The sequence below is a fragment of the Ruegeria sp. HKCCD6647-2 genome (assembly GCF_057221075.1).
Genome location: NZ_JBWVBD010000008.1, coordinates 30,998 through 55,656, shown reverse-complemented (window position 1 = coordinate 55,656; position 24,659 = coordinate 30,998). Strand labels below are relative to the sequence as shown.

Below are 24,659 nucleotides of genomic sequence, written 5' to 3'. Positions count from 1 at the left end.
CGCTGCCCCTGATCCAAGACAAGCCAAGGAACAACAATGACTGACGCAAGCCAAAACGTGGGACCGATGCTGGCAGCGGACGGAACACCGCTCAAGCAATCTCTGGCTCGTTCGCTACGACGGCAAAAACTACGCGCGTTGTTGTTGGTGGCCCCGCTTCTTCTGTTTGTTCTGTTCTCGTTTATTATTCCGATCGCATCGATGCTGTTCCGATCTGTTGAGAACAGCATTGTCGCGGACACGCTGCCGCAGACAGTTGCGGCGCTGAGCGAATGGGACGAACAAACTGGCGAACTGCCGGGCGAGGATGTGTATGACGCATTCGTCCGCGACATGATTGTTGCGATTGACAACAAAGAGCACACAAGGCTCGGCTCGCGTTTGAACTACGAAGAAACTGGCATGTCTTCGATGTTCCGCAGGTCCGGGCGACAGATCAATAAACTGGATCCCGAAACAGATGGTCCATTCAAGGAGCAGCTGATCGAAATCCATGACGGCTGGGGCGATCCGCAAACCTGGCGTGTCATCAAAACGCATTCGCCGCAGATCACCAACGGCTATTTCCTGAACGCGGTGGACATGCGCCGCACGCCAGAAGGGGCGCAGGCTCAGCCAGAGGACAAACAGATCCTCGTCAAGTTGTTCGGTCGTACGCTGTTCATGTCGCTTGTGATTACGGGCGCCTGTATTTTGCTTGCCTATCCGGTCAGTTACCTGTTGGCGACACTGCCGATGCGGGTCTCCAACCTGCTGATGATTCTCGTACTTTTACCCTTCTGGACGTCTTTGCTGGTGCGAACGTCCGCTTGGAAGGTCATGCTGCAACAGCAAGGGGTGATTAACGATACACTGGTCTGGCTTGGGCTGGTAGCGGATGATGCCCGACTGATTATCATCAACAATCAAATCGGCACGATCGTAGCCATGACGCACATTTTGCTGCCCTTTATGATCCTGCCGATGTATTCGGTTATGCAGACGATCCCGCCGTCATATACCCGCGCAGCAAAGTCGATGGGCGCGACCAACTGGACCACCTTCTGGCGCATCTATTTCCCGCAATCCATACCTGGTATCGGCGCGGGCTCGATCCTCGTCTTCATTCTGGCGATTGGTTACTACATCACGCCCGAGATCGTGGGCGGCACCAAGGGTGTCTTCATCTCGAACCGGATTGCCTATCACATCTCGTCCTCGCTGAACTGGGGGCTTGCCGCGGCCTTGGGCACGATCCTTCTGGGTGTCGTGCTGCTGCTCTACTGGGTCTACGACAAGATCGTAGGCATCGATAACGTGAAGCTGGGATAATCAAGATGGCCGCACTGACACCGATATCCCGCAAGCCCATGTCCATGGTTCTGCCCAGTGTCGCATTGGCAGGTGCCTTTGCCGGCATTTTCGTCGGCGCCGGAAATGGCTCGGTCATCCTTGGAATTCTGGGCGGAACCGTCCTGATTGCCGGGCTGGCTTGGGTCTATATCAACATCGTGAAAAATGAAAAGCTGGCCCGCTGGATCAACATCCTCGGCTTTGGCATCGTCGGATTTCTGGTTTCCGGTCTGATGGGTGGCGTTCTGGGCTTGTTGGGCGGCTGGTTCTTCATCTGGTTCATCTACTGGCTGTACGAAGGTCGGTATCGGCGCAAGCTGCTGCCTTATCTGACGGCTCAGCAGGTGTTTTACCACTATCTGTTCCGCGTGATCTGCGGCGCGATCTTTGTTTTCCTGATCACGCCGATCCTTGTGGTGTTGCCACTTTCCTTCAACGCGCAGGACTTCTTTACTTTCACTCCCGAAATGCTGCGACTGGACCCCGAAGGATACTCGTTAAAGCACTACCGCGATTTCTTTACCAACAATGAATGGCAGCGAAGCTTCAAGAATTCGCTGATCATCGCGCCGATTGCGACGGTAATTTCAGTCACCCTTGGAACACTGGCCGCCATCGGGCTCAGCCAGTCCCACGTTCCGGGACGCCGTGCGATCATGGGTATCCTGATTTCCCCGATGATCGTTCCGCTGATTATCTCGGCGACAGGCATGTTCTTTTTCTACAGCGATATCGGAAGGTTCCTTGAGGGCACGCTGGGCATGAACAAGAACTTCGTGGGCTATTTGAAGGTGGTCCTGGCCCATGCGGTTCTGGGTATTCCTTTCGTAATCATCACCGTTACGGCAACTTTGGTTGGCTTTGATCGGTCCCTGACGCGCGCCGCTGCAAACATGGGGGCAGGCCCGGTTCGCACGTTCTTCAAGATCCAGATGCCGTTGATCTTGCCGGGCGTGATCTCGGGTGGCCTGTTTGCCTTCATCACCTCCTTTGATGAAGTTGTGGTGGTCCTGTTTGTGGGCTCCGCCAGCCAAAAGACGTTGCCGTGGCAGATGTTCACCGGCCTGCGCGAACAGATCAGCCCGACCATTCTGGCGGTGGCCACGATCCTTGTGGTTCTGTCTATTGCCTTGCTAACCACGGTGGAATTGCTGCGGCGTCGTTCGGAACGGTTGCGGGGTCTGTCGCCCGCTTGACGCAGCGTTTCGTCTCATCTAACGATTTATCCGTTCATCCCCGCCGCGATGGCGTCGCGGCACCTTAGGGGATGATCGGCTCTCGGACCCCGAGACCGCCTGTCCTGAACGCCGGGACATGTGGCCGGGCATTGCACACCCGGCAAAGATGAGAGACCAAAAATGACAGATACGTCAAATCGCCCCGAATTCTTTACCTGCCACAATGGCGAAAAAGCACCGCTGCCGTTCAGCAAGGCTGAGTATGATCGCCGCCTGGCGGCCCTGCGCGCGATAATGGCCAGACGAGACATCCCCGTTGTCCTGCTGACGTCGATGCAGAATATCGCCTATTACTCGGGCTTTCTGTATTGCGCCTTCGGCCGTCCTTATGGCTGCGTCGTGACCCAGGATAGCTGCACCACGGTTTCCGCCAACATCGACGCCGGGCAACCCTGGCGCCGGTCGGTTGAAGATAACGTGATCTACACTGACTGGAAGCGCGACAACTACTGGCGTGCCGTTGCCAACCTGATCGGGAATGCGAAACGGATTGGCATCGAAAGCGATCATATGACGCTGGCGGCTCGCGATACTGCGCTGAACATGCTGGGCAGTCCCGAACTGGTCGACATCGCACCCGACACAATGGCTGCCCGCATGGTCAAATCAGCGGAAGAGATCGATCTGATCAAAGGCGGCGCCCGCACGGCGGACGTTGGTGGCGCGGCCATTCACGCGGCAATCCGCGAAGGCGCAACCGAGATCGAGATTGCAATGGCCGGTCGTGACGCGATGGAAGAGGAAATCGCACGCGCCTATCCTGAAGCCGAATATCGCGACACGTGGGTCTGGTTTCAATCGGGTCTGAACACCGACGGCGCACATAACCCTGTCACCAAACGCGCGTTGCGAAAAGGCGATATCCTGTCGCTGAACACCTTCCCCATGATCTCGGGCTATTACACCGCGCTGGAGCGCACCCTGTTCCTTGGGGAACCGGACGCCGACAGCCTACGCCTGTGGAAAGCCAACGTGGCCGCGCACGAGCTGGGCCTGAGCCTGATCAAGCCCGGAGCGACCTGTGCGGGCATAACCGCCGAGATAAACCGCTTCTTCTCGGACGAAGGGTTGCTGCAATACCGTTCCTTCGGCTATGGCCATTCCTTTGGCGTTCTCAGCCACTACTACGGTCGCGAGGCCGGGCTGGAATTGCGCGAGGACATCGACACAGTTCTGGAACCCGGCATGGTCGTGTCGATTGAGCCGATGCTGTGGATTCCCGAGGGTCAGCCCGGCGCGGGTGGCTATCGCGAACACGATATCCTTGTGGTCGGCGAAGACGGTGCCGAGAATATCACAGGTTTCCCATACGGTCCTGGTCACAACATCATCGGGGCCTGACGTGAAGGGGTGGGGCGCACGCTCCACCCATTTTCATATGCGCCCGGCAATCGATGGCTCGGCAGCAAGAAACGTCTAAGTTCAAACAACAGAATATCGAAACGGATCACGTCAGTGAGGTTGGTCAGCAATCCGGTAGAATCGCTTTGCCGTGTTGCAGAACACATCTGACTGATGCTCGTCGGGCACCAGCTGCTGGTATCGGGAAACGAGCTCATCATAAGTGGAAGACAGGCTGTCGACCGGAAAGTTGGAGCCAAACATGCAGCGATCGGCTCCGAACTGTGACAAGCAGGTTTCGACGATGGGACCGACACTTTCTGTGCTCCAGTCATGATCAAACATCCCGAGGCCCGAGAGTTTGCAGTGAACTTGTGGCAAGCTGGAGAGCGATTTGAGAGAAGTCTTCCATCTGACCAATCCCGCCTCGGATCGATCATGTGGCGATCCTGAATGGCACAGGGCAATCTGTGTGTGTGGGGCTTTCTCCAACACCGCGGCAGTCCGCTCCATCAGATCAGGCAGAAGTTGCAGGTCGAAGGACAAACCGCGTTCACCCAGTTGCTGCAGGCCGGCCAGAAATTCTGGGTTCTCGAGCAACGTGTTTGTGCCGGTTGCCATGTCTTCGCCGGGTGACCGACCAATGATCTGGCGCACACCCCGCACCGATGTCAGTGTCTGTAGCCGATCCAACTGGTCTGTCAGGTCCTCGGCAGTCAGATCGCAGAATGCGACCTGCACCAGAGGCCAGTCAGGGAATTGCTCGGCGACGGATTGCACCCATTGAGCTTCGGCCCAAGGGTCAGCTGAACCGACCTGTATGTGAACAGATGCTGTAAAACCGCTGGCCTCCGCCTCCCTGCGAAACTCAGGCAGTAGATAGTCTCGCTGAATTGGTGTCGGGTCGCCGAAGAAACGCCTGACACCCTTTTCCATCAACCATGGATAGAGTACGGCGTTCAGGTCCCAAAGGTGGTGGTGTGCATCGATCCTCATGTCGCATCAATTCCTGTTGTCCGCGCCAGGATATCAACGCCTTGCTGCTTCCAGAAATGGAGCAGATCGATAAAGATCCAGTTCTCGGCCAGTTTGTCCCCCTCGCGTCGGTAGATGTCGATCACCCGGAACTCACCAGCTTTGTCTGTGGCGGGCATTCCCATGAAACCACCGGTGGGGCGTGCCGTGAAATTCGGCCACCCGAAAAAGCCCCCATAGTGCCCTTCGGCCATGCGGCAGACATGTCTGGTTTTCGAACGCTCGGTAAACGCGGCGCGGAACGGACCGGCATGCTGCTTTGCATAGCGTTCGATTGTGTAGGTGGCGCCGATACCAGTCGGACCCCACCAAATCATGTCCTCGCACCATGTGCGCCGTAACTCGTCCTCAAGGTTCAAGCCGCTATCCCAGCGGCCAAGATCGGAGATCATTGCATTGATAGCAGACAAGGTCTTGTCAGCTTCTTCGGCTGGTTGCGGGTCAAACATCAGGCCGTCCTGGGTCAATGGTCCGGGCTGAACAAGCTGCGCCGCAGTCTGCGGCGGGAAGGGTCGCAAACCAGCCTGCATCATGAGATGCGGAATGTCGAAAAACATCGCAGTCTCGGTGATTTTCCCGTTCTCGACCCGGTTGAACTCGCAATACCGCAGAAAAGCCATCTTGCCGGTCGGGGCGATGCCCAGCCAGGTTTTGTCGAACAGTCCCATGAGATGACCCATGGAAACGACCCAGACCGAGGTGAACCCGTCGATTTCGTTGGTGCCCGCCATGAAAACGTCCATGCGACGTTGCATTCGTGTCAGGCTTTTCATCAGCGGATGCCAGAATTTCTGGGTCACTTCGTCGGTGCCGAACAGTTCATCAAACGGATGAAATCCACGCCAGAGATAGTCCTCTGCACAATACTCCGAGATCGTCTCGGCAATGGCCGATTCTTCAGCTCGACTCAGTGCTTCGTAAAGTTCGAGGATAATCGTCTTTTCGGATTCATAGGGCATATTGTTTTCTTTCAGTGCTTTAACCCAAGCGATGCAGTGCTCGGCGATACATGGACGGGCGATTTTGCATGCGCATGCAAAAAATTCTTGCCAGATGTTGCTGTTGATGTCTATGCTCTTGCAAACGTATGCACGATGCATTCGGCAGGGAGGACAGAATGGCCGAGATTCAACTTCGAAATGTTGGAAAGCGCTGGGGTTCGTTTATCGGGGTGGACAATTTCGACCTGACAATTTCCGACAAAGAGTTCCTGGTGCTTCTCGGCCCTTCCGGCTGCGGCAAAACTACGACGATGCGTATGATCGCCGGTCTGGAAGACGCAAGCGAGGGCGACATTCTGATCGATGGTACGCGCGTAAACGACATGGAGCCCAAGGATCGGGACGTCGCGATGGTGTTCCAGTCCTACGCTTTGTATCCGAACATGAACGTCTACGAAAACATCCGGTTTCCGCTGAAGGTTCGCGGTATCGACCCCTCGTCGCATGACGAAAAAGTGCGTCGTGCGTCGGCCATGGTTGAACTGGATGACTTTCTTCATCGCAAGCCAGCAGAGTTGTCGGGTGGTCAGCGTCAGCGTGTCGCTTTGGCCCGGGCAATTGTGCGCGAGCCGAACGTTTTCCTAATGGATGAGCCCCTGTCCAACCTCGACGCTAAATTACGTGTCTCGACTCGTGCCCAGATCAAGAACCTCAGCCACGAGCTTGCAGTAACCACAATCTATGTGACGCACGACCAGATCGAGGCGATGACACTGGCCGACCGTGTCGTGGTGATGAAACAGGGCGTGGTGCAGCAGGTTGGCAGCCCGACCGACATTTATGACACGCCCGCCAATACGTTTGTGGCCAGCTTCATTGGCAATCCGGCAATGAACCTGATGGATGGAGAAGTACGCGGCGGGACGTTTGCGGCCAAAAATGTTGAAATTCCCAATGTCAGCGCACCCGACGGCCCGCTGACTTTAGGCTTTCGCGCAGAAGATGCCTCGCTCGCGGCTGACGGCCAGGGGCAGATCAACGCGCCGATCTACACTCAGGAACTGCTCGGCGACGCGACGATGATCTCAGTGCGCGTGGGCGGGGCTTTGGTCTCTGTAAAGGCCGAAAAGAACTATCGCGCTGAAATTGACGACATGGTGTCAATCTCAGTTCCAAACGAGATTTGCCATTTGTTTGACGGTCAGACCGGGCAACGGATCTGACAATAGCCCCACTAAATCACCGGGGATGAGCCTCGGGGTCAAAACCACATGCGTGTAAGGGGCACGCATCCAAAACTCAAAGAAACAGGGAGACTGAGATGTTTCTGAGAAAGTTAGCTACCGTAACGACCTTTGTCGGTCTGATGGGCTCGGCCGCATATGCAGCGAATTGTGGTCCTGAAGGCCAGTCGGTCCGCATTCTGGCCAGTGATTTTCCGGCAATTCACGCCGTCGCAGGCACCGCCGAAACCAATTGCGCGGCCAACGCGTCTGAATTCTCAACGAACCATACGACCGAAGCGCGCCAGATCATGAACGCGGCCCTGACACCGAACCCGTCTGAATACACTTCGGTCATTCTGGCCAATTCGACGCTGACTCAGCTGATGAATGACGGTCTGGTGCGTCCGCTGAACGATCTGGTCGAAAAGTACGGCGAAAACATCTCTCCGAACTTGTTGATCACCATCGATGGCAATGTCATGGCGGTAGCCTTCATGGCCAACTCACAACACCTGTTTTCCCGCACGGATATTCTAGAGCAGGCAGGTTTTGACGGCATTCCCGCCACCTACGAAGAAGTCCTTGAAGCGGCCGAAAAAATCCGTGCCGCCGGCATTATGGAGCATCCGATCGTGATGAACCTGAGCGCCGGGGACGGCGGCTGGAACCTCGCTGAGGTGTTCAACATGATCTATCTTGGACATGGTGGAGAGTTCTTTGAGCCGGGAACGGCCGAGCCTGCGATCAACAACGAAAAAGGCCTGGCCACACTTGAAACCATGAAGGCGCTTGCCGAATACGCGCATCCTGACCACCTGACACATGCATCAAACGAGACACAAGGTTTGTGGGAGGCCGGTCAGGCGGCGTTGGGCGTTATGTGGGGGTCGCGCGGTGCGCCGATCCTGGATGATGAGGGTTCATCCGAAGAGGTGACCTCGAACACGGTTCTTTCGGCGGCACCGACTGTTGGTGGCGGGTCGATCCCGGCCGCAACTTTGTGGTGGGACGGCATCTCAATCGCATCCAACGTGTCGGATGAAGAAGCAGAAGCCACTTTTGCAGCGTTGGTCAGCGCTCTGACACCGGAAATGGTTGCGGAAAACAACGATGATGCGGTCTGGCTGCTTGAAGGCTACAAACCTGGGCCTGCCGCTGCCGGTGTTTCTGAAACTGCGCGGGGTGGGGCAAAACCTTACCCAATGATCCCGCAGATCGGTCTCATGCACGCCGCACTTGGAAAAGAACTGTCCGATTTCCTGAAGGGCAACGAGAGTGCAGAACAAGCCCTTGCCGATGTCGAGGCGGCCTACAGGACTTCGGCCAAAGAGGCTGGTTTCCTCCAGTAAATCTCCCCGACTTGAGGGGGCTGTCATGGCCCCCTCTCTTTCTCGAATTTAGATCGGGACGCATGCTATGAAACACCGCACCTTCTTCTGGTTTGTTCTGCCGACGCTGTCCGCGATGATACTGTTCATCGCGCTGCCCATCGTGTCGGTGTTTATCCAGTCGCTATTCGTCGAACACGAGCAGGTCCTGATCGTCTCGGAAAGCTGCGGTCCGTTTGGATGTAACCCGACTACGACGGTCGATACGGAAGCGACCGAGAAGCTGCGGGAAGAACAGCCGCTGGGCCGGTTCAACGGTCTGGGCACGTATTTCGACCGGTCGCATTTGGCGCTTGCTGATATCGGTGAGGCCTGGGCAAGCTCGGATAGTCTGGGTGACTTCTGGTCGAAGGTTTACAACCTGCCATTCTACAACGCTCTGACCTTTACACTGGCCTACACATTTCTTGTGACGCCCCTTGTTTTGGTGCTGGGCCTTGCGATCGCGGTGGGCGTCAATAACCTGCCCCGTGCAATGAAGGGTTTGGCGATATTCATTTCCCTCTTGCCGTTCCTCGTGACCCCGCTGGTTGGTTCATTGATCCTGTTCTGGATGGTCGACGGTGACGGTGTTATCGGGGCGACAATTCAGAAACTGTTCAATGATCCTTCGCTGAGCCTGAAAGCGTCTACGCCGCTCATGTGGATTATGCTGATGGTCTATGGTGTCTGGCACACCCTCCCCTTCAGCTTCATCACATTCTACGCGGGTCTTCAGACGGTTCCGGAAGACACGATCGAGGCCGCACAGATCGATGGTGCGAACAAGTGGCAGAGCATGATCCACGTCGTCGTGCCGCACCTGATGCCGCTGGTCTCGTTTGTGACGCTGATGATGATCATGGACAACCTGCGTGTCTTTGAACCCATCGTCAGCTTCAAGGCCGAGGCACATGCGCGCTCGCTCAGCTGGATTATCTTCAATGACCTGCGCGAAAGCGGCAACCCGCTCTATGCGTCGGCTGGCGCGACCTCGCTGATCACCATCTTCATCGTGGTCATTCTGATGATGCCGGTGCTGGTGCGCACATGGCGCGACTTCACCCGTAAATCTCACTGAGGACACGACATGGCGACCAAAGCACAATCCCGCATGACCCCGCTAAAACTGTTCTCTTACGGTTTTGTGTTGCTCTGGCTGATCATCGCGGCATTCCCGTTCTTCTGGACGTTCTGGGGCAGCTTCAAGGTGCAGGCCGACTTCTTGTCCAAGGCCGACTGGATGAACGCATTGCGCGGCACAAACACCATCGAACAAACCGGTAGCGCCTTTACTGGCGCAGGCTACTACGGCGCGTGGATCGAAGAAGACTTCTGGTTTAACTTCAAGAACACCGGCATCGTTGTGTTCTTTACCGTGGTCATCTCGCTGACCTTTGGAACGTTGGGTGGATACGCGCTGGCCCGGTCCGGATTCCGCTATGCGTTCTGGATTCTGATGGCCGCATTGGTGTTCCGCGCCATGCCACACATCACGCTGGTCTCAGGCTACCTACTTTGGTTCTTTGAGTGGAATGTCTGGGGCATCCTGCCGACTACCATCATCGTGCTTGTCGCAATCAACCAGCCGTTTACCCTGTGGATGCTGCACTCGTTCTTCAAGAATATCCCAAAAGACATGGACGAGAGCGCAATGGTCGACGGTTGCACTCGCTTTCAGGCTTTCCGGCACGTGATTGTTCCTGTCATGTGGCCCGGTGTGATCACCACAGGTCTCTTCAGTTTCTTGTTGGCCTATAACGACTTTACCGTGGCCGTGATGCTTTTGAGTGAAGAGAATGAGACTATCATTCCGGCCATCAACAGCTTCATGGGTACCACTCAGGTGGAAGGTAAGGTCATGTACGCCGTTGCTGCGGTTGTGTCTGCGACAGCCCCGCTGTTCGTCCTGATCCTGTTCTTCCAGCGCCAGATCGTCAGCGGCCTGACAGCAGGAGCGGTAAAGGGCTGATCATGAGCACGGTTCACGATCAAAACAAGGCGCTTGTTGAACCGCTTCGTGCCGCATTCCGTTCAGGCGACCCTGATCGGATGCGACAGGAAGTTCAGCGGGTCTTTGCCCCGGATGCGAGGATCCGCCTGGGTTATCCCTTTAACCGGGTGGCAGGCCCTGAAGACCTGTGGAACCGGGTTTACAATCCGCTGATCGCAGCCATGCCTGATCTCGAGCGCCGCGATTTTATCGTCATGGCCGGTCCCCGTTGGGGCGGCGGGGAGGCCGGGGATTGGATTGGGCTGGGCGGTAATTTCGTCGGCACATTGTGCGCGCCATGGCTGGGTATTCCTGCGACCGGTCAGCCAATGTTCATGCGGTATCACGAGTACCTTCGCATTGAGGGCGGCCAAGTTGTCGAGATGGAAGGGTTGTGGGACATTCCGCAGGTGATGCTTCAGGCCGGGGTCTGGCCCATGGCACCACAGCTGGGTGTGGAATGGATGTGCCCCGGTCCTGCAGACGGTCAAGGCATAGTAACGGCACCAAATGATCCAGAAATGACCGATGCTTCGGTCCGGTTGGTATGGGACATGCTGCACGATCTGAAGCAGGGCGATGCCAGTTTTCCGGGACGCGGGCTTGGCGGGTTCTGGAATGATTATGCCTATTGGTATGGCCCCACTGGATTGGGCACAGCGCGCGGTCATACGGGTATCCGCGACAATGTTTTCAGCGGGTTCCGTACAGGGTTGTCGGACAATATGCGCCACCTTGAGAAGGGCGTGTTCTTCGGAGACCGGAACCTGGTGGCCTTCACGGGCTGGCCATCCGGCACAGCCACGCATTCCGGGGATGGGTTTCTTGGGCTTGCCCCGACAGGGCGGCGTATTACGCGGTGCAGCCTGGATTTCTGGCGCGTGGAAAACGGGCTCGTGCAGGAATGCTGGGTCATGGTCGATATAATCGACCTTTATCGCCAACTGGGCGTGGACGTGTTTGCCCGCGCCGCGGCCATGAGCAATTTGAAGGAAGTGGCATGAGTTCCGCCGCAAGACACAGCTTTATTGCGCGTCACCCGGCGCTCAACCGGATGCCAAGAGATTATCTGACGGACGACTAACACGGTCTGCCGCTTCGAAATCTCTCAGGCATCAATAAAAGGACAAGACACATGAAGGGCTCCCGCCCCGAACAGGCCGTGCTGACCAAGGACACGGACATGAGCAAAACCGAAAACACGAGGGCCGTAATCGAAGGGATGGTTGACGGGCTCAACGATCACCGCATTGACGATATTGGAGAGTTCTTCTCGCAGGGATTCCGCTGGATGGGCAACCAGGGTTGCGGAACCAAGACCGGCCTGAAGGAGTTCCAGGAAAATTGGCAGCGCCCGTTCCAGGCGGCGTTTTCGGATAAGACGTGTATCGATGAAGCGCGCCTCTACATGGGCGAATGGGCAGCCGCTTTTGGTCGGCAGGAAGCCACCCATTCCGGCGAGTTTCTGGGCATCGCACCGACCGGCAAACGGGTGGAAATCCGATACATGGACTTTTGGAAAGTCGTTGACGGCAAGATCGTCGACAACTGGGTGAATGTCGATTTCGCCCACGTCGCCGCGCAGCTGGGCGTGGACGTGTTCAACGGTGAAGGCTGGGAAGCATTTGACCGGGGTGAGAAAACACCGCCCCGGCCCGACAACTGAGGATTAGGACAATGGCAATCGAATATCTCAAACGCGGCAAGCCCGAGGCCGACAGGGCCGAGGACGATGCCAAGACGCGCGCCGTCGTCGAGGCGACACTGAAAGATATTGAGACACGTGGTGACGCTGCGGTGCGCGAACTGTCGGAGAAATTCGACAATTACTCGCCAGAGAGCTTCCGCCTGAGCCAGCAGCAAATCGACGACCTGATTGCATCACTGACGGATCGTGAACTGGCGGATATTAAGTTTGCGCAGGAGCAGGTCATGAACTTTGCTCAAGCTCAGCGTGACTCGATGCTGGACATCGAGGTTGAGACGCTGCCTGGTGTGATCCTTGGCCACAAGAACATCCCGGTGCAGTCGGTGGGCTGTTACGTTCCGGGTGGTAAATTCCCGATGGTTGCTTCGGCTCATATGTCGGTGGCGACGGCCAAGGTTGCAGGGGTTCCTCGTATCATCGCCTGCACTCCGCCATTCCAGGGCAAACCAAACGCGGCGGTGATCGCGGCCATGCATCTGGGCGGCGCGCATGAGATATATGTTATGGGCGGCATTCAGGCCGTCGGCGCGATGGCGATCGGCACAGAAACGATCGAGCCGGTTCACATGCTGGTCGGGCCCGGAAATGCCTTTGTGGCCGAAGCCAAGCGCCAGTTGTTTGGTCGTGTCGGCATCGACCTCTTTGCCGGACCAACCGAGACGATGGTGATTGCCGATGAAACGGCCGCTGATGCTGAGTTGTGTGCAACAGATCTGCTTGGACAAGCTGAGCACGGCTACAACAGCCCCTGTGTTCTTGTCACCAACTCACGCAAGCTGGCCGAAAGTACTCTGGGCGAGATCGACCGCATTCTGGGCGTTCTTCCAACCGCCGGTACGGCCAAGGTTAGCTGGGAAGAATACGGCGAGATCATCGTCTGCGATTCCTACGACGAGATGCTGAAAGTTGCTGATGACATTGCGTCGGAACATGTGCAGGTCATGACCGACCGCGACGATTGGTTCCTTGAGAACATGTCCTGTTATGGCGCGCTGTTTCTCGGGCCACGCACCAATGTGGCCAATGGTGACAAGGTTATTGGTACAAACCATACCCTGCCGACCAAAAAGGCCGGGCGTTACACAGGTGGACTCTGGGTCGGCAAGTTCCTGAAAACTCACAGCTATCAGAAAGTTCTTACGGATGAGGCAGCGACCATGATCGGCGAATACGGTTCGCGCCTGTGTATGCTCGAAGGATTTGTCGGCCATGCCGAGCAGTGCAATATCCGTGTCCGGCGTTATGGCGGCATCAACATTCCCTATGGCGAAGGCGCCCCGTATCGAGAGGCGGCGGAATGAAGGACATCCATTCCACGAACAAGGCATTGATCGCCCCGCTTAGGGCCGCGATGTATGACTTCGACGAAGTGCGCGTTCGCGCGGCTTTGAACGGAGTGATTGCGTCGGACGCCGTCGTGCATATGCCGCATCCGTTTGGAGATCTGACCGGCCCGCAGGAACTTTACGACGCATGCTACGCGCCGTTGCTTAAGGCCTTGCCCGACCTTGAACGCCGGGACTGGATCGTTATGGGCGGCAGGACTGAGCATGGCGGCGACTGGATTGGTTGCGGTGGGCATTACATCGGCACGTTTGTCGCGCCCTGGCTGGACATACCACCGACTGGGCATCTGACTCATATGCGGTTCCACGAATTCTACCGCATCGAGGACGGCAAGGTCGTAGAAATTCAGACGCTTTGGGACATTCCCGAGGTGATGATGCAGGCAAATGCCTGGCCGATGGCGCCATCACTAGGGTTGGAATTCTGTATCCCAGGCCCCGCGACCCTTGACGGTATTGTGCCCGGACCATGGGACGAAACCAAATCGCAGGCGTCGTGCGATCACATCGTCGACATGTTGGAACATCTCAAGAAACACCCGAGCCGGGGCGGCCCGGAAGTGATGGAAATGGAGAAATTCTGGCACCCGCGCATGAACTGGTACGGCCCTGCGGGGATAGGTACTGGGCGTGGCATCGCGGGGTTCCGCAACTGGCACCAGATTCCGTTCCTGAACGGCATGCCGGACCGCGGAAAATACGTCGATGACATCACCTACCACTTCTTTGGCGATGCCGAATACATAGCAGTGACCGGTTGGCCCAACATGATCCAGACCGTAACCAACGACGGATGGATGGGCATTGCGCCTTCTGGCCAGCGTATTACTATGAAATCACTGGATTTTTGGCGGCTGGAAAACAGCCTGATCCGAGAGAACTGGGTGATGGTGGACTTGCTGGACGCGTACCGGCAACTGGGCGTAGATGTCTTTGCTCGTCTGCGCGAGTTCAACAAGGCGCGCGTGATGGGCGACATCCCATTCCCGGTCGGCGAGGTCTGATATGCCCGAATTTCCCAGCACCCCCAGTTTCAGTTTGAAAGGCAAACGCGCTTTGGTTGCCGGAGCCTCTTCAGGCATCGGCACGGCTTGCGCCGTGGCGCTTGCGGAACAGGGTGCTGAGGTGACATTGGCGGCGCGTCGGGCAGGCGCGCTGCACGAGATTTCGGCGCAAATGATGTCCAAGGGATGGGCCGCAAATGTGCTTGAGATGGACATCTCCGACGTTGCGGCAACCGCGACGGCCGTGGCGCAAAACGGGCCATTCGACATTCTGTTGAACTCTGCTGGGCTCGCGCGTCACAGCAAGGCGGTCGATACGGTACCTGGCGACTTCGACGCTGTCATGGACGTCAATGTCCGGGGTGCCTATTTCCTGACGCAAGCCGTTGCCAAAGGTTTGCTCGAGGCCAATCAGCCCGGTTCTCTGATCAATGTCTCCAGCCAAATGGGCCATGTCGGTGGACGTGAACGCGCGGTGTATTGTGCATCGAAGTTCGCGGTCGAAGGGTTTACCAAGGCGATGGCGCTGGAATTCGGACCCTCCGGAATCCGGGTCAACACGATTTGCCCGACATTCATCCTGACTGATCTTACACGAGCGACTTTCGATGACCCGGACAAACGCGCTTGGATTCTGGACAAGATCAAACTGGGTCGTCCGGGCGAGATTGAAGATATCATGGGAGCAGTCGTTTATCTGGCCTCGGACGCCTCAGCACTGGTAACAGGTACGGCAATGATGATCGACGGGGGTTGGACAGCAGACTGATGGCGGCGCATAAGATCACATCTTTGGACGTTGCCCGATTGGCAGGGGTCAGCCAGTCCGCAGTGAGCCGTGTCTTTACGCCTGGGGCTTCGGCATCTAAGAAAACCATCGAAAAGGTACGCCGAGCAGCCGAGGAGCTGGGTTATCGCCCGAATGTGCTGGCCCGCGCAGTTGTGTCGGGCAAAAGCCGGATCATTGGCCTTGTGGTCGCCTACCTGAACAATCAGTTCTATCCCGAAGCTTTGGAAAAGCTGACAAATGCTCTGCAGGAACGTGGGTATCACGTGTTGATTTTCATGGCGTCTCAATCGGCTGGAAACATCGACAAGGTTGTCGAAGAAATCCTCGATTTTCAGGTGGATGGTATCATCGCAGCATCTGTAGCCTTGTCATCGGACTTGTCGGCCCGGTGCCGTGCGGCCGGTGTTCCAATGGTTCTGTTCAACCGCGCCCAGGACGATCCGACCATGTCCGCCGTGACATCGGACAATATAGCCGGTGGTCGCAAAGCGGCCGAATTCTTGCTGGCAGGAGGGCACAAGAAAATCGGCTACATCGCCGGGTGGGAGGGTGCATCAACCCAGCGTGATCGCGAGGCTGGTTTTGTGGCGGCATTGGGCGAAGCCGGTGTCGAGCTTCACGCACGCGAGGTCGGGAACTTTGTTACCGAACAGGCACAAGACGCAACAAGACGGATGTTTGCCTCTGACCCGCCGGATGCCGTCTTTGTTGCCAATGATCATATGGCGATTGCGGTCATGGATACGCTCAGGTTCGAGCTGGGCCTGAACATACCCGATGACGTTTCGGTCATTGGCTACGATGATGTCTTGGTCGCCTCGTGGCCGACTTATGATCTGACAACCGTGCGGCAGCCGGCCAACAGGATGGTCGCCGAAACCGTGGATATTCTGCTTAGAAAAATCGAAGGCCCGGACGTTGGTCCGCGCCGTTTAGAGATTGACGGGCCCCTGATCGTTCGCGGTTCGGCCCGCATACCTGAAGGATGGAAAACATGAAGGGATTCGACCCCAAATTCAAAGATTTTCCCGATTACATCATCGGGATCACCAAGGAGATTTGGGAGGATCGTGGCATTGCTACGCTGCATCACTACTATTCGCCGGATATTGTGGTGCGTTCGCCAGCTTCTGTTGTGGTCGGCAATCAGGGTGTCATTGCCGCCACAATGGCGACTTTGGCCGAATTCCCGGACCGCACGCTTTTGGGCGAGGACGTGATCTGGTCGGGGACACCCGAAGAAGGCATGTTGTCATCGCACCGGCTGTTGTCCACAGCGACACATCTGGGCGACGGCGTCTATGGCAAAGCAACCGGGAAGAAGCTGGTCTATCGCATCCTCGCCGACTGTCATGCCATCAACAACCAGATCAACGATGAGTGGCTGATCCGGGATCAGAGCGCAATCGTGCAACAGATGGGTTGGGACCCCAAGGAATACGCCCGCGACCTGATTGCGCGCGAAGGAGGACCCGAAGCCTGTGTTCAGCCCTTTACGCCCGCAAATGATCAGCCCGGCCCATACAAGGGCAAAGGCAATGACAACGAGTGGGGCCAGAAATATGCGGGCATCCTCTCCCGTATCATGAGCGCCGACATGGGGGTGATCGAGGCCGAATATGATCGTGCCATACAGTCAGAGTATCCGGGCGGGTCAACCGGCCACGGTTGGGGACCCGTCGACCGGTTCTGGATGGGGCTGCGCGCGTCGTTCCCGAATGCCGAGTTCAAGATTCAGCATCAGATCGGTCGCGACGATCCCTTGATGCCGCCGCGTGCTGCGATCCGCTGGACGCTGCACGGCAAACACGACGGTTGGGGCGTCTTCGGTGTTCCGACCGGGGCCGACGTCCTGGTGCTGGGCGTCAGTCATGCGGAATTCGGCCCCTGGGGATTGCGCCGCGAGTACACCTTGTTTGACGAAACGTCGATCTGGAAACAGATACTGCTCCAAACCGGCGACCTGTAGCATGCAGCACAGGTTCTCTGATCTGGATGCAGGGCAGGCGACAAGGCGGTTTCACGCACATCGCGCCAGCCTGCGCGCCCGACGGCTGAACAACCGCCCGCCGGGTCTTGGGGTTTGACCTATTCAAACCCCAATCAGAAGGAAAACAGATATGAGTACTATCCAAAGCCGCATTGTCCGTTATGGCGAACTGCGACCTTGCAAAACCGCCTTCATCGATGCCCATACACCGGGCAGCGACCAGAAAGAGAACTTCACGATTATTGGTGGCGGTGTGTCGGAGTCTCCGGACCAGCATGTCCACATCACCGACAAGATCGGTTTCAACATTGGCGCTGCGGGTCAGCCGCCGAAATGCCGCAACTCCCTGCACAGCCACACGACCGCCGAGGTTTTCTTCGTGGCCAAAGGCCGTTGGCGCTTCTTTTGGGGCCGTTACGGTACTGCGGGTGAATTCATTGCCGAGGAAGGTGACATCTTCAATATCCCTACCGGCATCTTCCGCGGCTTCGAAAATGTGGGCCAGGACTACGGCATGATCATGTCGATCCTGGGCGGTGATGATGCAGGCGGCGGTGTCACATGGGCCCCTCAGGTCATCGAAGACGCGCAGGCGCATGGTCTGATGCTGGGGGACAACGGGGTTCTTTATGACAGTAAGAAAGGCCAGGAACTGCCCCACAATGTGCGCCCGATGCCGCTGCTGACGGAAGAGCAGTTGAAAGACTACCCCGAGGTTCCGGTTGAGGATGTCGTTGGCAAATACGTCGCTCGGTATTGGGATCTGATGGCGTTGTCGTCCGGTAAACCCGCGCAGGTGATTGGTGAGAACGCCCTGATCAAGGACAGGCCGGGGTTCGAAGTCGACTTCCTCGGCCGAGGTTCATCCGTAAACGAACCGGTTGCCGCCGAAAAGCCGGTGGTTCTGATGCCTGCCAGCGGTCACTGGCGTATTTCAGTGGACGGGTATGAAACTACCCTGTCCACTGGCGATACGGCTTTGGTTATGCCCGGTGAATCCTATAGCGTTCAACCGTCGATGACCGGACAGGCAGGCCTGTACCGGATCACGGCGACCGAAGACCCGGCCGGAGCAACCTGGACAGGATGAACGCGGACCCCAAAGACACCCATGCCGTATACGAACGGCAAGCCACAGAGTACGACAAGCGTCGCTCAAAAGCTCTGTTCGAAGCGCGCTGGCTGGCGCGCTTCACGGCCAGCCTCAAGCCCGGCGACCACGTTTTGGATCTTGGTTGCGGCGCGGGTGATCCCATTGCGCGTTGGTTCATGGCCGAGGGTTTTGACGTCACCGGTGTCGACTTTTCCGAGGCGATGCTGGCCATTGCCCGGGACCGCTGGCCGGAAGGTGATTGGCGACACGCGGATATGCGGGATTTCGAGCTGACCCAGCAGTTTGATGGCATCATCGCGTGGAACAGTTTTTTCCATCTGACGGCGGACGAGCAGAAGGCCTGCATCGCCCGGATGGCGCGCCATTTGCGATCCGGTGGAATGCTGATGCTGACCGTCGGCCCGCGCGCAGGCGAAGAGAGCGGAACCGTAGGAGCGGAGTTGGTCTACCACGCTTCGCTGTCACCTGCCGGTTATGCGGTGTGTTTGGAGAATAACGGGCTGCGGTTGACCGGGTTTCTGGCCGAAGATCCTGATACCCAAAGCCATACAGTCCTGATGGCTCGAAAAATCTAAGGAGACCCTGATGACCGTCAAAACTACCCATGTTGGGTCTTTGCCCCGAACACAGGATGTTGTCGATTTCATCTTTGCGCGTGAAAACGAAGAAACGTTCGATGCCGCTGCGTTTGATGACTGCATGACCGATGCGGTCTCTGAGACCGTGCGCAAGCAGGTGGAGGCCGGCGTCGATATCGTCAGCGATGGTGAGACGTCCAAGATATCTTATGCCACTTATGTCAAAGATCGCTATACCGGCTTTTCCGGTGACAGCCCGCGTAATGCGCCAGCAGATTTGAAAATGTTCCCCAGTTTTTTGGAGCGGCTGGCCGATGACGGTGGCACACCGCAATATGCGCGTCCGATGTGTACTGGTGAGGTGCGCTCGAAGGGACAGGGTGAACTTGAAAAGGACATTGCCAATCTCAAGGCCGCAATGGCCAGGCATGGGGCTGAGCGCGGTTTCATGAATGCCGCGTCACCCGGTGTGATCTCGCTGTTTCTGCAGAACGATTTCTACCCCACGCGCGAGGCCTACCTGGCCGCGCTGGCCGATGCGATGAAGGAGGAATACGAAACCATCGTGGCCGCCGGTCTGGATCTGCAACTGGATTGCCCCGATCTGGCCTTGTCGCGCCACATGCTGTTCACCGACCTTTCGGACGACGCGTTCGTAAAGATTGCCAACATGCATGTCGAGGCTCTGAACCACGCGCTTCAGAACGTCCCGCAAGATCGCGTGCGGGTGCATATATGCTGGGGCAATTACGAAGGGCCACATTGCTGCGACATTGCGATGGATAAGGTCTTCAATACCCTGATGGCGACCAAGTCGCGCTATGTCTTGTTTGAAACTTCGAACCCGCGCCACGCTCATGAGTGGACGGTGTTCCGGGACCGCAAGGGTGAGATACCAGATGACAAGGTTCTGGTTCCCGGTGTGGTCGACACCACCACCAATTTTGTCGAGCACCCGGAGCTCGTCGCCCAGCGGATCGAGCGTTTCACGGGTATTGTCGGCGCGGACCGGGTGATCGCGGGCAGCGACTGCGGTTTTGGCACTTTTGCGGGCTTTGGTGCGGTCGACCCTCAGATTGCCTATGCCAAACTGGCGGCGTTGTCTGAAGGGGCCCAACTGGCTTCGGCATGAAACCCGTGATCCTGTTGCCGGGCATGATGTGCGATGCCCGCCTCTTTGGCCCGCAGATCGAGGTGTTGTCGGGCAGGATGCCCGTGATGACCTTTCCGCTATGTCGGCACAAAAGTGTGCAGGACATGGCTGCGGATATCCTGGGCAATGCGCCACCCGTTTTCGCACTGGCGGGTCTGTCAATGGGCGGCATCGTGGCAATGGAAGTGTTGCGGCAAGCCTCGGAGCGCGTTTCGCGGTTGGCACTGCTCGACACCAATCCGCTGGCGGAAAAGCCCGAAATGAAGGCTCGACGCGCGCCGCAGATGGCCGCTGTACGCGAAGGGCGTCTGTGGAATGTCATGCGAGATGAAATGAAGCCCAACTATCTGGCCGACGGTCCCCGTCAGGGGGCAATTCTGGATCTTTGCATGACGATGGCAACCGACCTGGGACCGGACGTTTTCCTGCGCCAATCACAGGCGTTGATGGATCGCCCCGACCAACGCGCGACCCTGTCGGACTATTCCGGCAAAGCCTTGGTCCTGTGCGGAAGGGAAGACGGATTGTGCCCGGTCGAGCGCCACGAATTGATGCATGATTTGCTGCCCAACAGCACGCTTGAAATCATCGAAGGGGCAGGGCACCTGCCCACATTGGAACAACCGACTGCAACCACGGCGGCTCTGATCCGCTGGCTGGAGGACACATGACACCGTCTCTTCTATCCCTGCTGCGCAAGGTCGACACGCCCACGGTCTGCAATGCCATCGAAGTGGCGCAGGGCAAACGTGGGTTCGACAGGTTCACGCGCGGCACCATGATATGCTCGGCTCCCAATGAACCTGCGGTAGTTGGGTACGCCCGCACCGCCAGGATCGCGGCGGTTAATCCTCCGACCGAGCCGCCGGAGATCATCAAGACCCGGCGGATGGACTATTACAAATACATGGCGGAAGCACCCGCTCCGTCGGTCGCGGTGATCGAGGATGTGGATTATCCGGAATGCATTGGCGCCTATTGGGGCGAGATCAACACAACAATACACAAGGGTTTTGGTCTGTCCGGTGCCCTGACAAACGGCGTCATGCGTGACCTTGGCGATGTGCCCGAGGGGTTTCCGGTCATCGCTGGCTCGGTCGGGCCCAGTCACGGCTTCGTCCATGTGCGCGAGATCGACACACCTGTTTCGGTATTTGGCCTTGCAGTTCATCCCGGAGAACTGATCCACGCGGACCGCCACGGCGCGCTCGTAGTGCCCGATGACGTGGTCGATCAATTGGAGTCGGCGATCCAGAAATTGTTGACGACAGAACGCATTGTTCTCGACGCTGCAAGCCAGTCAGGCTTTGATTTCGAAGCGTTTCAAGCTGCCTGGGCGGCGTTCGAGAAAGCTCGGGTCTGAATGGGCTCTGCACTTGTTCTGGGCATTCAATAACCAATCCTAGGGTCAGGACTCATAGCCAGTAGATGACGAGTGAGGGAGAGCGATGGCAGAGAGGAGGACCTCAGGGCATCTATCGTATCGGGTTGCCACGCGCCGCCAGACTTTCAACCTGCCGAACATGATCTCGATCCGGTTGCGGCGTTTGTAACGGCGCCTGTCGTACTTCACCGCTTTCTTCCGCTGTTTCCGGCCAGGGATGCAGGCGCGTATCCCTTTGTCTTTCAATGCTTCTCTGAACCAATCGGCGTCGTAGCCACGATCTCCAAGCAGCCACTCCACCTTGGGCAAACTGCTCATCAACGCGCGGGCGCCGATGTAATCGCTGACTTGTCCTGCGGTCACAAAGAGGCCGAGCGGGCGCCCCTGGCTGTCGCAGATCGCGTGCAGTTTCGTATTCATGCCGCCCTCTTGGTCCGACCAATCAGGCGTCCGCGCGCCCCTTTTTTTGACGCCCAAACTGGTCGCTGTCCGGTGGGCCTTCAGGTAGGTGGCGTCGATCATAACAGTCTTCTCTTCGCCGTGATCTGCGGCCAAACCCGCCATCATCCGGGCGAAGATACCCTTATCACTCCACCGCTTCCAGCGATTGTACAGCGTCTTGTGCGGCCCATAGGCAGCAGGCGCGTCGCGCCATCGCAAGCCGTTGCGATTGATGAAGATAATACCGCTCAAAACACGGCGGTCATCGACGCGAGGCTTGCCGTGGGACTTCGGAAAGAAAGGCTCAGGCGCGCCATTTGCGCGTCAGTCAGCCAGAAAAGATCAGACATACTCACCGCTCGGTTTTCGCCCCGTGAAGCATGCAGCCAAGCAGAAATCAATGGGTCCTGACCCTAGCCGGATTTTGCGAATCCGACCTTCGCCAATAAGATGCCCAGAATGTTATTCTTTGATGGTTTGTAGTGGGGAAAAGGCATGTCGTCAGATAACTGGACCGTGGGATCCTATTTGGCAAAGCGATTGCAGGAAGCGGGGATTGCAGAATATTTTGTGGTTCCGGGCGACTATAATCTGGTGTTGTTGGACGAATTGCTCGGCAATCCGGAAATGCGAATGATCAGTTGTTGTAACGAGCTTAATGCCGGTTACGCTGCTGACGGGTATGCACGGGCTACCGGAGGGCCATCTGCGGCCGTCGTAACGTTTTCCGTCGGGGGTTTGAGCCTGCTGAATGCAGTTGCGGGTGCCTATGCCGAAGACCTTCCACTGATAGCAATTTCCGGCGGGCCAAACACCAATTCGGAGGCTGAATGGGAGTATCTGCACCACACGCTGGGCGAAGTTGACTATGGGTATCAGCGCGAAATGTTCGCGCGCGTAACCGCCGAAGCGGTCATGATTCATCATCCGTCCCTGGCGCCTGTGGCAATTGACAGGGCGATAGATACCGCGATGTTACGCCGCAAACCGGTCTATATCGAAATCGCCTCGAATATTGCCGGCGCCCCCACATCGGCGCCAATACCGCGCAGCTTTGCCCGGCAGCCGAACAGCGACCCAAATACTTTGGCTGCAGCGGTAGAGCAGGTTGCAGCTTTTTTGAATACAGCAGAACGCCCGGTATTGGTGGCAGGCAGCAAAACGCGTGCTGGTGGGGCGGAACGTGCATTGCGTGACATGGCAAAAGCCAGCGCGTACGCGCAGGCCGCCATGCCCAACGCCAAAAGCTTTCTGTCTGAAGCGGACAGGAACTTTATGGGAATCTACTGGGGGCCGGTCAGTACGCCGGGCTGCGGAGAAATCGTGGACGCGGCCGACGGTTTGCTGTTTGTCGGCCCTGTTTTTACCGACTACACTACCACTGGTCATCAGCTGGGTTTCGATCCCGACAAATCGGTCCTGGTGCATCCGACATCGGTTCAGCTGGGGGCTACCCATTTCAGCAATGTACGCATGGATGAGTTTCTGGACACGCTTTCCGACAAACTTACGCCCAACAACGGGGCAATCGCGGCTTTTGAACGGGTCAGAGTTGAAAAGAGCCTGCCTGACCCCGGTCCCGAGGAAACTCCGGTAACAGTTCGGCAGCTTTTTAGTCGTATCCAGAGGATGCTGGACCAGAACAGCACGCTGCTGGTGGAAACAGGCGATTCTTGGTTCAACGGCATGGAAATCGACTTGCCCGAAGGCACGCGGTTCGAGATCCAGATGCAGTATGGCTCTATCGGCTGGTCAGTCGGTGCTTCGCTGGGTTACGCGCTGGGTAGTGGCGGGCGGCGGTTGATCTCCTGTATCGGTGACGGGTCGTTTCAGTTAACCGCTCAGGAAATCTCGACCATGATCCGGTATGACGCAAAGCCGATCATCTTTCTGATCAACAATGGCGGCTACACGATCGAAGTGGAAATCCACGACGGCCCGTACAACACAATCAAGAACTGGGATTACGCTGGCCTGATTGACGTGTTCAGCGCTGGAGAAGGCAAGGCGTGGGGGTGCAAAGTCGCAACAGAAGGAGAGTTGGATGCGGCAATTGAAAGCGCACAAAAGCATGATGGCCTGTGTTTGATTGAGGTGCTGATCGACCGAGATGATTGCAACGTAAACCTTCTGAGGTGGGGCAATCAGGTGGCGCGCAACAACGGACGCGCAAACCGGTGTCGCTAGGAATTGCCTGGTGAAAATACTAACTGGCGGGCAAACCGGAGTCGACTTGGCGGCATTTGAGTTTGCGCTGACGAACGGAATTTCTTACGGCGGATGGGTTCCGAAAGGCCGGACAAATGAAGCTGGCTGCATCCCTGATCGATTTCACGGGCTGCGCGAAACGCGATCTCGGGACGTTAGCGAAAGAACAAAACTGAATGTCCGGGATAGCGACGTATTGCTCGTTTTTTTGGCCGGATCACCCAGCCCCGGCACAAATCTCACAATCGATTACGCCCAAGAGATTGGAAAACCACATTTGATCGTAGACGTGAGAGAGGGTGAAGAGTTCTGTGCCCGCCAGGTCCGATCTTGGATGGCTTCGCATGTTTCTGAAGTAATCAATGTCGCTGGTCCGCGAGAGTCAGAAGCGCCATTTATTGGCGCAAAGGTTTTTGACATTTTGAGTAGGGCTTTTGCCCCGAACGGACGGTCGACGTAGCTGGCTGAAG

The 24,659-nt window shown here is 57.0% G+C and carries 23 protein-coding genes and 1 pseudogene; 21 read left to right on the top strand and 3 right to left on the bottom strand.

Translation table 11 applies throughout. The annotated features are described in order from the left end of the window. Positions 1 to 36 precede the first annotated feature (36 nt). From AC2TDJ_RS18830 to AC2TDJ_RS18820, 3 genes are all read left to right on the top strand, one after another. Entirely contained in the window at positions 37 to 1,311 is a 1,275-nt protein-coding gene (locus AC2TDJ_RS18830) for an ABC transporter permease (protein ID WP_480844223.1), read from the top strand. Between the two features lie 5 nt (positions 1,312 to 1,316). After that, complete coding sequence (locus AC2TDJ_RS18825) at positions 1,317 to 2,528, top strand: ABC transporter permease (RefSeq protein WP_480844222.1); 1,212 nt, start codon at positions 1,317 to 1,319, stop codon at positions 2,526 to 2,528. 162 nt (positions 2,529 to 2,690) lie between these two features. Beyond that, positions 2,691 to 3,911 (top strand): aminopeptidase P family protein, encoded by a 1,221-nt coding sequence (locus tag AC2TDJ_RS18820; RefSeq protein WP_480844221.1) that lies wholly within the window; start codon positions 2,691 to 2,693, stop codon positions 3,909 to 3,911. A 111-nt stretch (positions 3,912 to 4,022) separates the two neighbouring features. Here the strand turns inward: AC2TDJ_RS18820 and AC2TDJ_RS18815 are convergent, their stop codons facing one another. Both AC2TDJ_RS18815 and AC2TDJ_RS18810 read right to left on the bottom strand, forming a co-directional pair. Next, positions 4,023 to 4,907: an amidohydrolase family protein gene (locus AC2TDJ_RS18815; RefSeq protein ID WP_480844220.1), complete on the bottom strand. Its 885-nt coding sequence runs from the start codon at positions 4,905 to 4,907 to the stop codon at positions 4,023 to 4,025. Then, positions 4,904 to 5,905 (bottom strand): ester cyclase, encoded by a 1,002-nt coding sequence (locus AC2TDJ_RS18810; RefSeq protein WP_480844219.1) that lies wholly within the window; start codon positions 5,903 to 5,905, stop codon positions 4,904 to 4,906. Before AC2TDJ_RS18810 ends, AC2TDJ_RS18815 begins: the two co-directional genes overlap by 4 nt. A 158-nt stretch (positions 5,906 to 6,063) precedes the next feature. Here AC2TDJ_RS18810 and AC2TDJ_RS18805 point away from each other — a divergent pair, with 158 nt between their 5' ends. The 16 genes from AC2TDJ_RS18805 to AC2TDJ_RS18730 all read left to right on the top strand — a co-directional run bounded on the left by AC2TDJ_RS18805 (position 6,064) and on the right by AC2TDJ_RS18730 (position 21,519). Beyond that, positions 6,064 to 7,110 (top strand): ABC transporter ATP-binding protein, encoded by a 1,047-nt coding sequence (locus AC2TDJ_RS18805; RefSeq protein WP_480844218.1) that lies wholly within the window; start codon positions 6,064 to 6,066, stop codon positions 7,108 to 7,110. Positions 7,111 to 7,208: 98 nt separating this feature from the next. Further along, positions 7,209 to 8,462, top strand: coding sequence for an ABC transporter substrate-binding protein (locus AC2TDJ_RS18800; RefSeq protein WP_480844217.1), 1,254 nt, complete (start codon positions 7,209 to 7,211; stop codon positions 8,460 to 8,462). A gap of 67 nt (positions 8,463 to 8,529) precedes the next feature. Then, positions 8,530 to 9,561, top strand: a complete 1,032-nt coding sequence (locus AC2TDJ_RS18795) for a carbohydrate ABC transporter permease (RefSeq protein ID WP_480844216.1) — start codon at positions 8,530 to 8,532, stop codon at positions 9,559 to 9,561. 9 nt (positions 9,562 to 9,570) lie between these two features. Beyond that, positions 9,571 to 10,452 carry a carbohydrate ABC transporter permease gene (locus AC2TDJ_RS18790; protein WP_480844215.1) on the top strand — a complete coding sequence of 294 codons (882 nt, stop codon included), beginning with the start codon at positions 9,571 to 9,573 and terminating at the stop codon, positions 10,450 to 10,452. A gap of 2 nt (positions 10,453 to 10,454) precedes the next feature. After that, positions 10,455 to 11,477, top strand: coding sequence for an ester cyclase (locus tag AC2TDJ_RS18785; protein ID WP_480844214.1), 1,023 nt, complete (start codon positions 10,455 to 10,457; stop codon positions 11,475 to 11,477). Between the two features lie 131 nt (positions 11,478 to 11,608). Next, positions 11,609 to 12,139 carry an ester cyclase gene (locus AC2TDJ_RS18780; protein ID WP_480844213.1) on the top strand — a complete coding sequence of 177 codons (531 nt, stop codon included), beginning with the start codon at positions 11,609 to 11,611 and terminating at the stop codon, positions 12,137 to 12,139. An 11-nt stretch (positions 12,140 to 12,150) separates the two neighbouring features. After that, the gene (hisD, locus tag AC2TDJ_RS18775; RefSeq protein WP_480844212.1) at positions 12,151 to 13,482 is read left to right on the top strand and encodes a histidinol dehydrogenase; all 1,332 of its coding nucleotides are present in this window, start codon (positions 12,151 to 12,153) and stop codon (positions 13,480 to 13,482) included. Then, a complete protein-coding gene (locus tag AC2TDJ_RS18770) occupies positions 13,479 to 14,531 on the top strand; it encodes an ester cyclase (RefSeq protein ID WP_480844211.1) in 1,053 nt (350 codons plus the stop codon). Before hisD ends, AC2TDJ_RS18770 begins: the two co-directional genes overlap by 4 nt. A 1-nt stretch (position 14,532) precedes the next feature. Then, positions 14,533 to 15,300: an SDR family NAD(P)-dependent oxidoreductase gene (locus AC2TDJ_RS18765; RefSeq protein ID WP_480844210.1), complete on the top strand. Its 768-nt coding sequence runs from the start codon at positions 14,533 to 14,535 to the stop codon at positions 15,298 to 15,300. Next, positions 15,300 to 16,319 carry a LacI family DNA-binding transcriptional regulator gene (locus tag AC2TDJ_RS18760; RefSeq protein ID WP_480844209.1) on the top strand — a complete coding sequence of 340 codons (1,020 nt, stop codon included), beginning with the start codon at positions 15,300 to 15,302 and terminating at the stop codon, positions 16,317 to 16,319. The genes AC2TDJ_RS18765 and AC2TDJ_RS18760 overlap by 1 nt, the downstream gene beginning before the upstream one ends. Further along, positions 16,316 to 17,290 carry a nuclear transport factor 2 family protein gene (locus AC2TDJ_RS18755; RefSeq protein ID WP_480844208.1) on the top strand — a complete coding sequence of 325 codons (975 nt, stop codon included), beginning with the start codon at positions 16,316 to 16,318 and terminating at the stop codon, positions 17,288 to 17,290. The genes AC2TDJ_RS18760 and AC2TDJ_RS18755 overlap by 4 nt, the downstream gene beginning before the upstream one ends. 151 nt (positions 17,291 to 17,441) lie before the next feature. Next, positions 17,442 to 18,401, top strand: coding sequence for a cupin domain-containing protein (locus AC2TDJ_RS18750; protein WP_480844207.1), 960 nt, complete (start codon positions 17,442 to 17,444; stop codon positions 18,399 to 18,401). Continuing rightward, positions 18,398 to 19,000, top strand: coding sequence for a class I SAM-dependent methyltransferase (locus tag AC2TDJ_RS18745; protein WP_480844206.1), 603 nt, complete (start codon positions 18,398 to 18,400; stop codon positions 18,998 to 19,000). Before AC2TDJ_RS18750 ends, AC2TDJ_RS18745 begins: the two co-directional genes overlap by 4 nt. A 10-nt stretch (positions 19,001 to 19,010) precedes the next feature. Beyond that, on the top strand, positions 19,011 to 20,135 hold the full coding sequence (locus AC2TDJ_RS18740; RefSeq protein ID WP_480844205.1) for a cobalamin-independent methionine synthase II family protein: 1,125 nt from the start codon (positions 19,011 to 19,013) through the stop codon (positions 20,133 to 20,135). Continuing rightward, on the top strand, positions 20,132 to 20,827 hold the full coding sequence (locus tag AC2TDJ_RS18735; protein ID WP_480844204.1) for an alpha/beta fold hydrolase: 696 nt from the start codon (positions 20,132 to 20,134) through the stop codon (positions 20,825 to 20,827). Before AC2TDJ_RS18740 ends, AC2TDJ_RS18735 begins: the two co-directional genes overlap by 4 nt. Further along, positions 20,824 to 21,519, top strand: a complete 696-nt coding sequence (locus AC2TDJ_RS18730) for an RraA family protein (RefSeq protein WP_480844203.1) — start codon at positions 20,824 to 20,826, stop codon at positions 21,517 to 21,519. Before AC2TDJ_RS18735 ends, AC2TDJ_RS18730 begins: the two co-directional genes overlap by 4 nt. Before the next feature lie 52 nt (positions 21,520 to 21,571). On the opposite strand, the pseudogene AC2TDJ_RS18725 reads toward AC2TDJ_RS18730, so the two are convergent. Continuing rightward, positions 21,572 to 22,331, bottom strand: a pseudogene (locus AC2TDJ_RS18725) (IS5 family transposase). A 145-nt stretch (positions 22,332 to 22,476) separates the two neighbouring features. On the opposite strand from AC2TDJ_RS18725, the gene AC2TDJ_RS18720 reads away from it, so the two are divergent. Together AC2TDJ_RS18720 and AC2TDJ_RS18715 are read left to right on the top strand one after the other, a co-directional pair. Then, complete coding sequence (locus AC2TDJ_RS18720) at positions 22,477 to 24,168, top strand: thiamine pyrophosphate-binding protein (protein ID WP_480844202.1); 1,692 nt, start codon at positions 22,477 to 22,479, stop codon at positions 24,166 to 24,168. 10 nt (positions 24,169 to 24,178) lie between these two features. After that, positions 24,179 to 24,649, top strand: a complete 471-nt coding sequence (locus AC2TDJ_RS18715) for a putative molybdenum carrier protein (protein ID WP_480844201.1) — start codon at positions 24,179 to 24,181, stop codon at positions 24,647 to 24,649. Positions 24,650 to 24,659 lie beyond the last annotated feature (10 nt).

Bases quoted from the DNA above. Each gene is read 5' to 3' on its own strand.
- AC2TDJ_RS18810 (WP_480844219.1), bottom strand. From the start codon at position 5,905: ATGCCCTATGAATCCGAAAAGACGATTATCCTCGAACTTTACGAAGCA.
- AC2TDJ_RS18785 (WP_480844214.1), top strand. From the start codon at position 10,455: ATGAGCACGGTTCACGATCAAAACAAGGCGCTTGTTGAACCGCTTCGT.
- AC2TDJ_RS18815 (WP_480844220.1), bottom strand. From the start codon at position 4,907: ATGAGGATCGATGCACACCACCACCTTTGGGACCTGAACGCCGTACTC.
- AC2TDJ_RS18720 (WP_480844202.1), top strand. From the start codon at position 22,477: ATGTCGTCAGATAACTGGACCGTGGGATCCTATTTGGCAAAGCGATTG.
- AC2TDJ_RS18760 (WP_480844209.1), top strand. From the start codon at position 15,300: ATGGCGGCGCATAAGATCACATCTTTGGACGTTGCCCGATTGGCAGGG.
- AC2TDJ_RS18750 (WP_480844207.1), top strand. From the start codon at position 17,442: ATGAGTACTATCCAAAGCCGCATTGTCCGTTATGGCGAACTGCGACCT.
- AC2TDJ_RS18740 (WP_480844205.1), top strand. From the start codon at position 19,011: ATGACCGTCAAAACTACCCATGTTGGGTCTTTGCCCCGAACACAGGAT.
- AC2TDJ_RS18805 (WP_480844218.1), top strand. From the start codon at position 6,064: ATGGCCGAGATTCAACTTCGAAATGTTGGAAAGCGCTGGGGTTCGTTT.
- AC2TDJ_RS18795 (WP_480844216.1), top strand. From the start codon at position 8,530: ATGAAACACCGCACCTTCTTCTGGTTTGTTCTGCCGACGCTGTCCGCG.
- AC2TDJ_RS18735 (WP_480844204.1), top strand. From the start codon at position 20,132: ATGAAACCCGTGATCCTGTTGCCGGGCATGATGTGCGATGCCCGCCTC.
- AC2TDJ_RS18755 (WP_480844208.1), top strand. From the start codon at position 16,316: ATGAAGGGATTCGACCCCAAATTCAAAGATTTTCCCGATTACATCATC.
- AC2TDJ_RS18820 (WP_480844221.1), top strand. From the start codon at position 2,691: ATGACAGATACGTCAAATCGCCCCGAATTCTTTACCTGCCACAATGGC.
- AC2TDJ_RS18765 (WP_480844210.1), top strand. From the start codon at position 14,533: ATGCCCGAATTTCCCAGCACCCCCAGTTTCAGTTTGAAAGGCAAACGC.
- AC2TDJ_RS18730 (WP_480844203.1), top strand. From the start codon at position 20,824: ATGACACCGTCTCTTCTATCCCTGCTGCGCAAGGTCGACACGCCCACG.
- AC2TDJ_RS18770 (WP_480844211.1), top strand. From the start codon at position 13,479: ATGAAGGACATCCATTCCACGAACAAGGCATTGATCGCCCCGCTTAGG.
- AC2TDJ_RS18790 (WP_480844215.1), top strand. From the start codon at position 9,571: ATGGCGACCAAAGCACAATCCCGCATGACCCCGCTAAAACTGTTCTCT.
- AC2TDJ_RS18745 (WP_480844206.1), top strand. From the start codon at position 18,398: ATGAACGCGGACCCCAAAGACACCCATGCCGTATACGAACGGCAAGCC.
- AC2TDJ_RS18800 (WP_480844217.1), top strand. From the start codon at position 7,209: ATGTTTCTGAGAAAGTTAGCTACCGTAACGACCTTTGTCGGTCTGATG.
- hisD (WP_480844212.1), top strand. From the start codon at position 12,151: ATGGCAATCGAATATCTCAAACGCGGCAAGCCCGAGGCCGACAGGGCC.
- AC2TDJ_RS18825 (WP_480844222.1), top strand. From the start codon at position 1,317: ATGGCCGCACTGACACCGATATCCCGCAAGCCCATGTCCATGGTTCTG.
- AC2TDJ_RS18780 (WP_480844213.1), top strand. From the start codon at position 11,609: ATGAAGGGCTCCCGCCCCGAACAGGCCGTGCTGACCAAGGACACGGAC.
- AC2TDJ_RS18830 (WP_480844223.1), top strand. From the start codon at position 37: ATGACTGACGCAAGCCAAAACGTGGGACCGATGCTGGCAGCGGACGGA.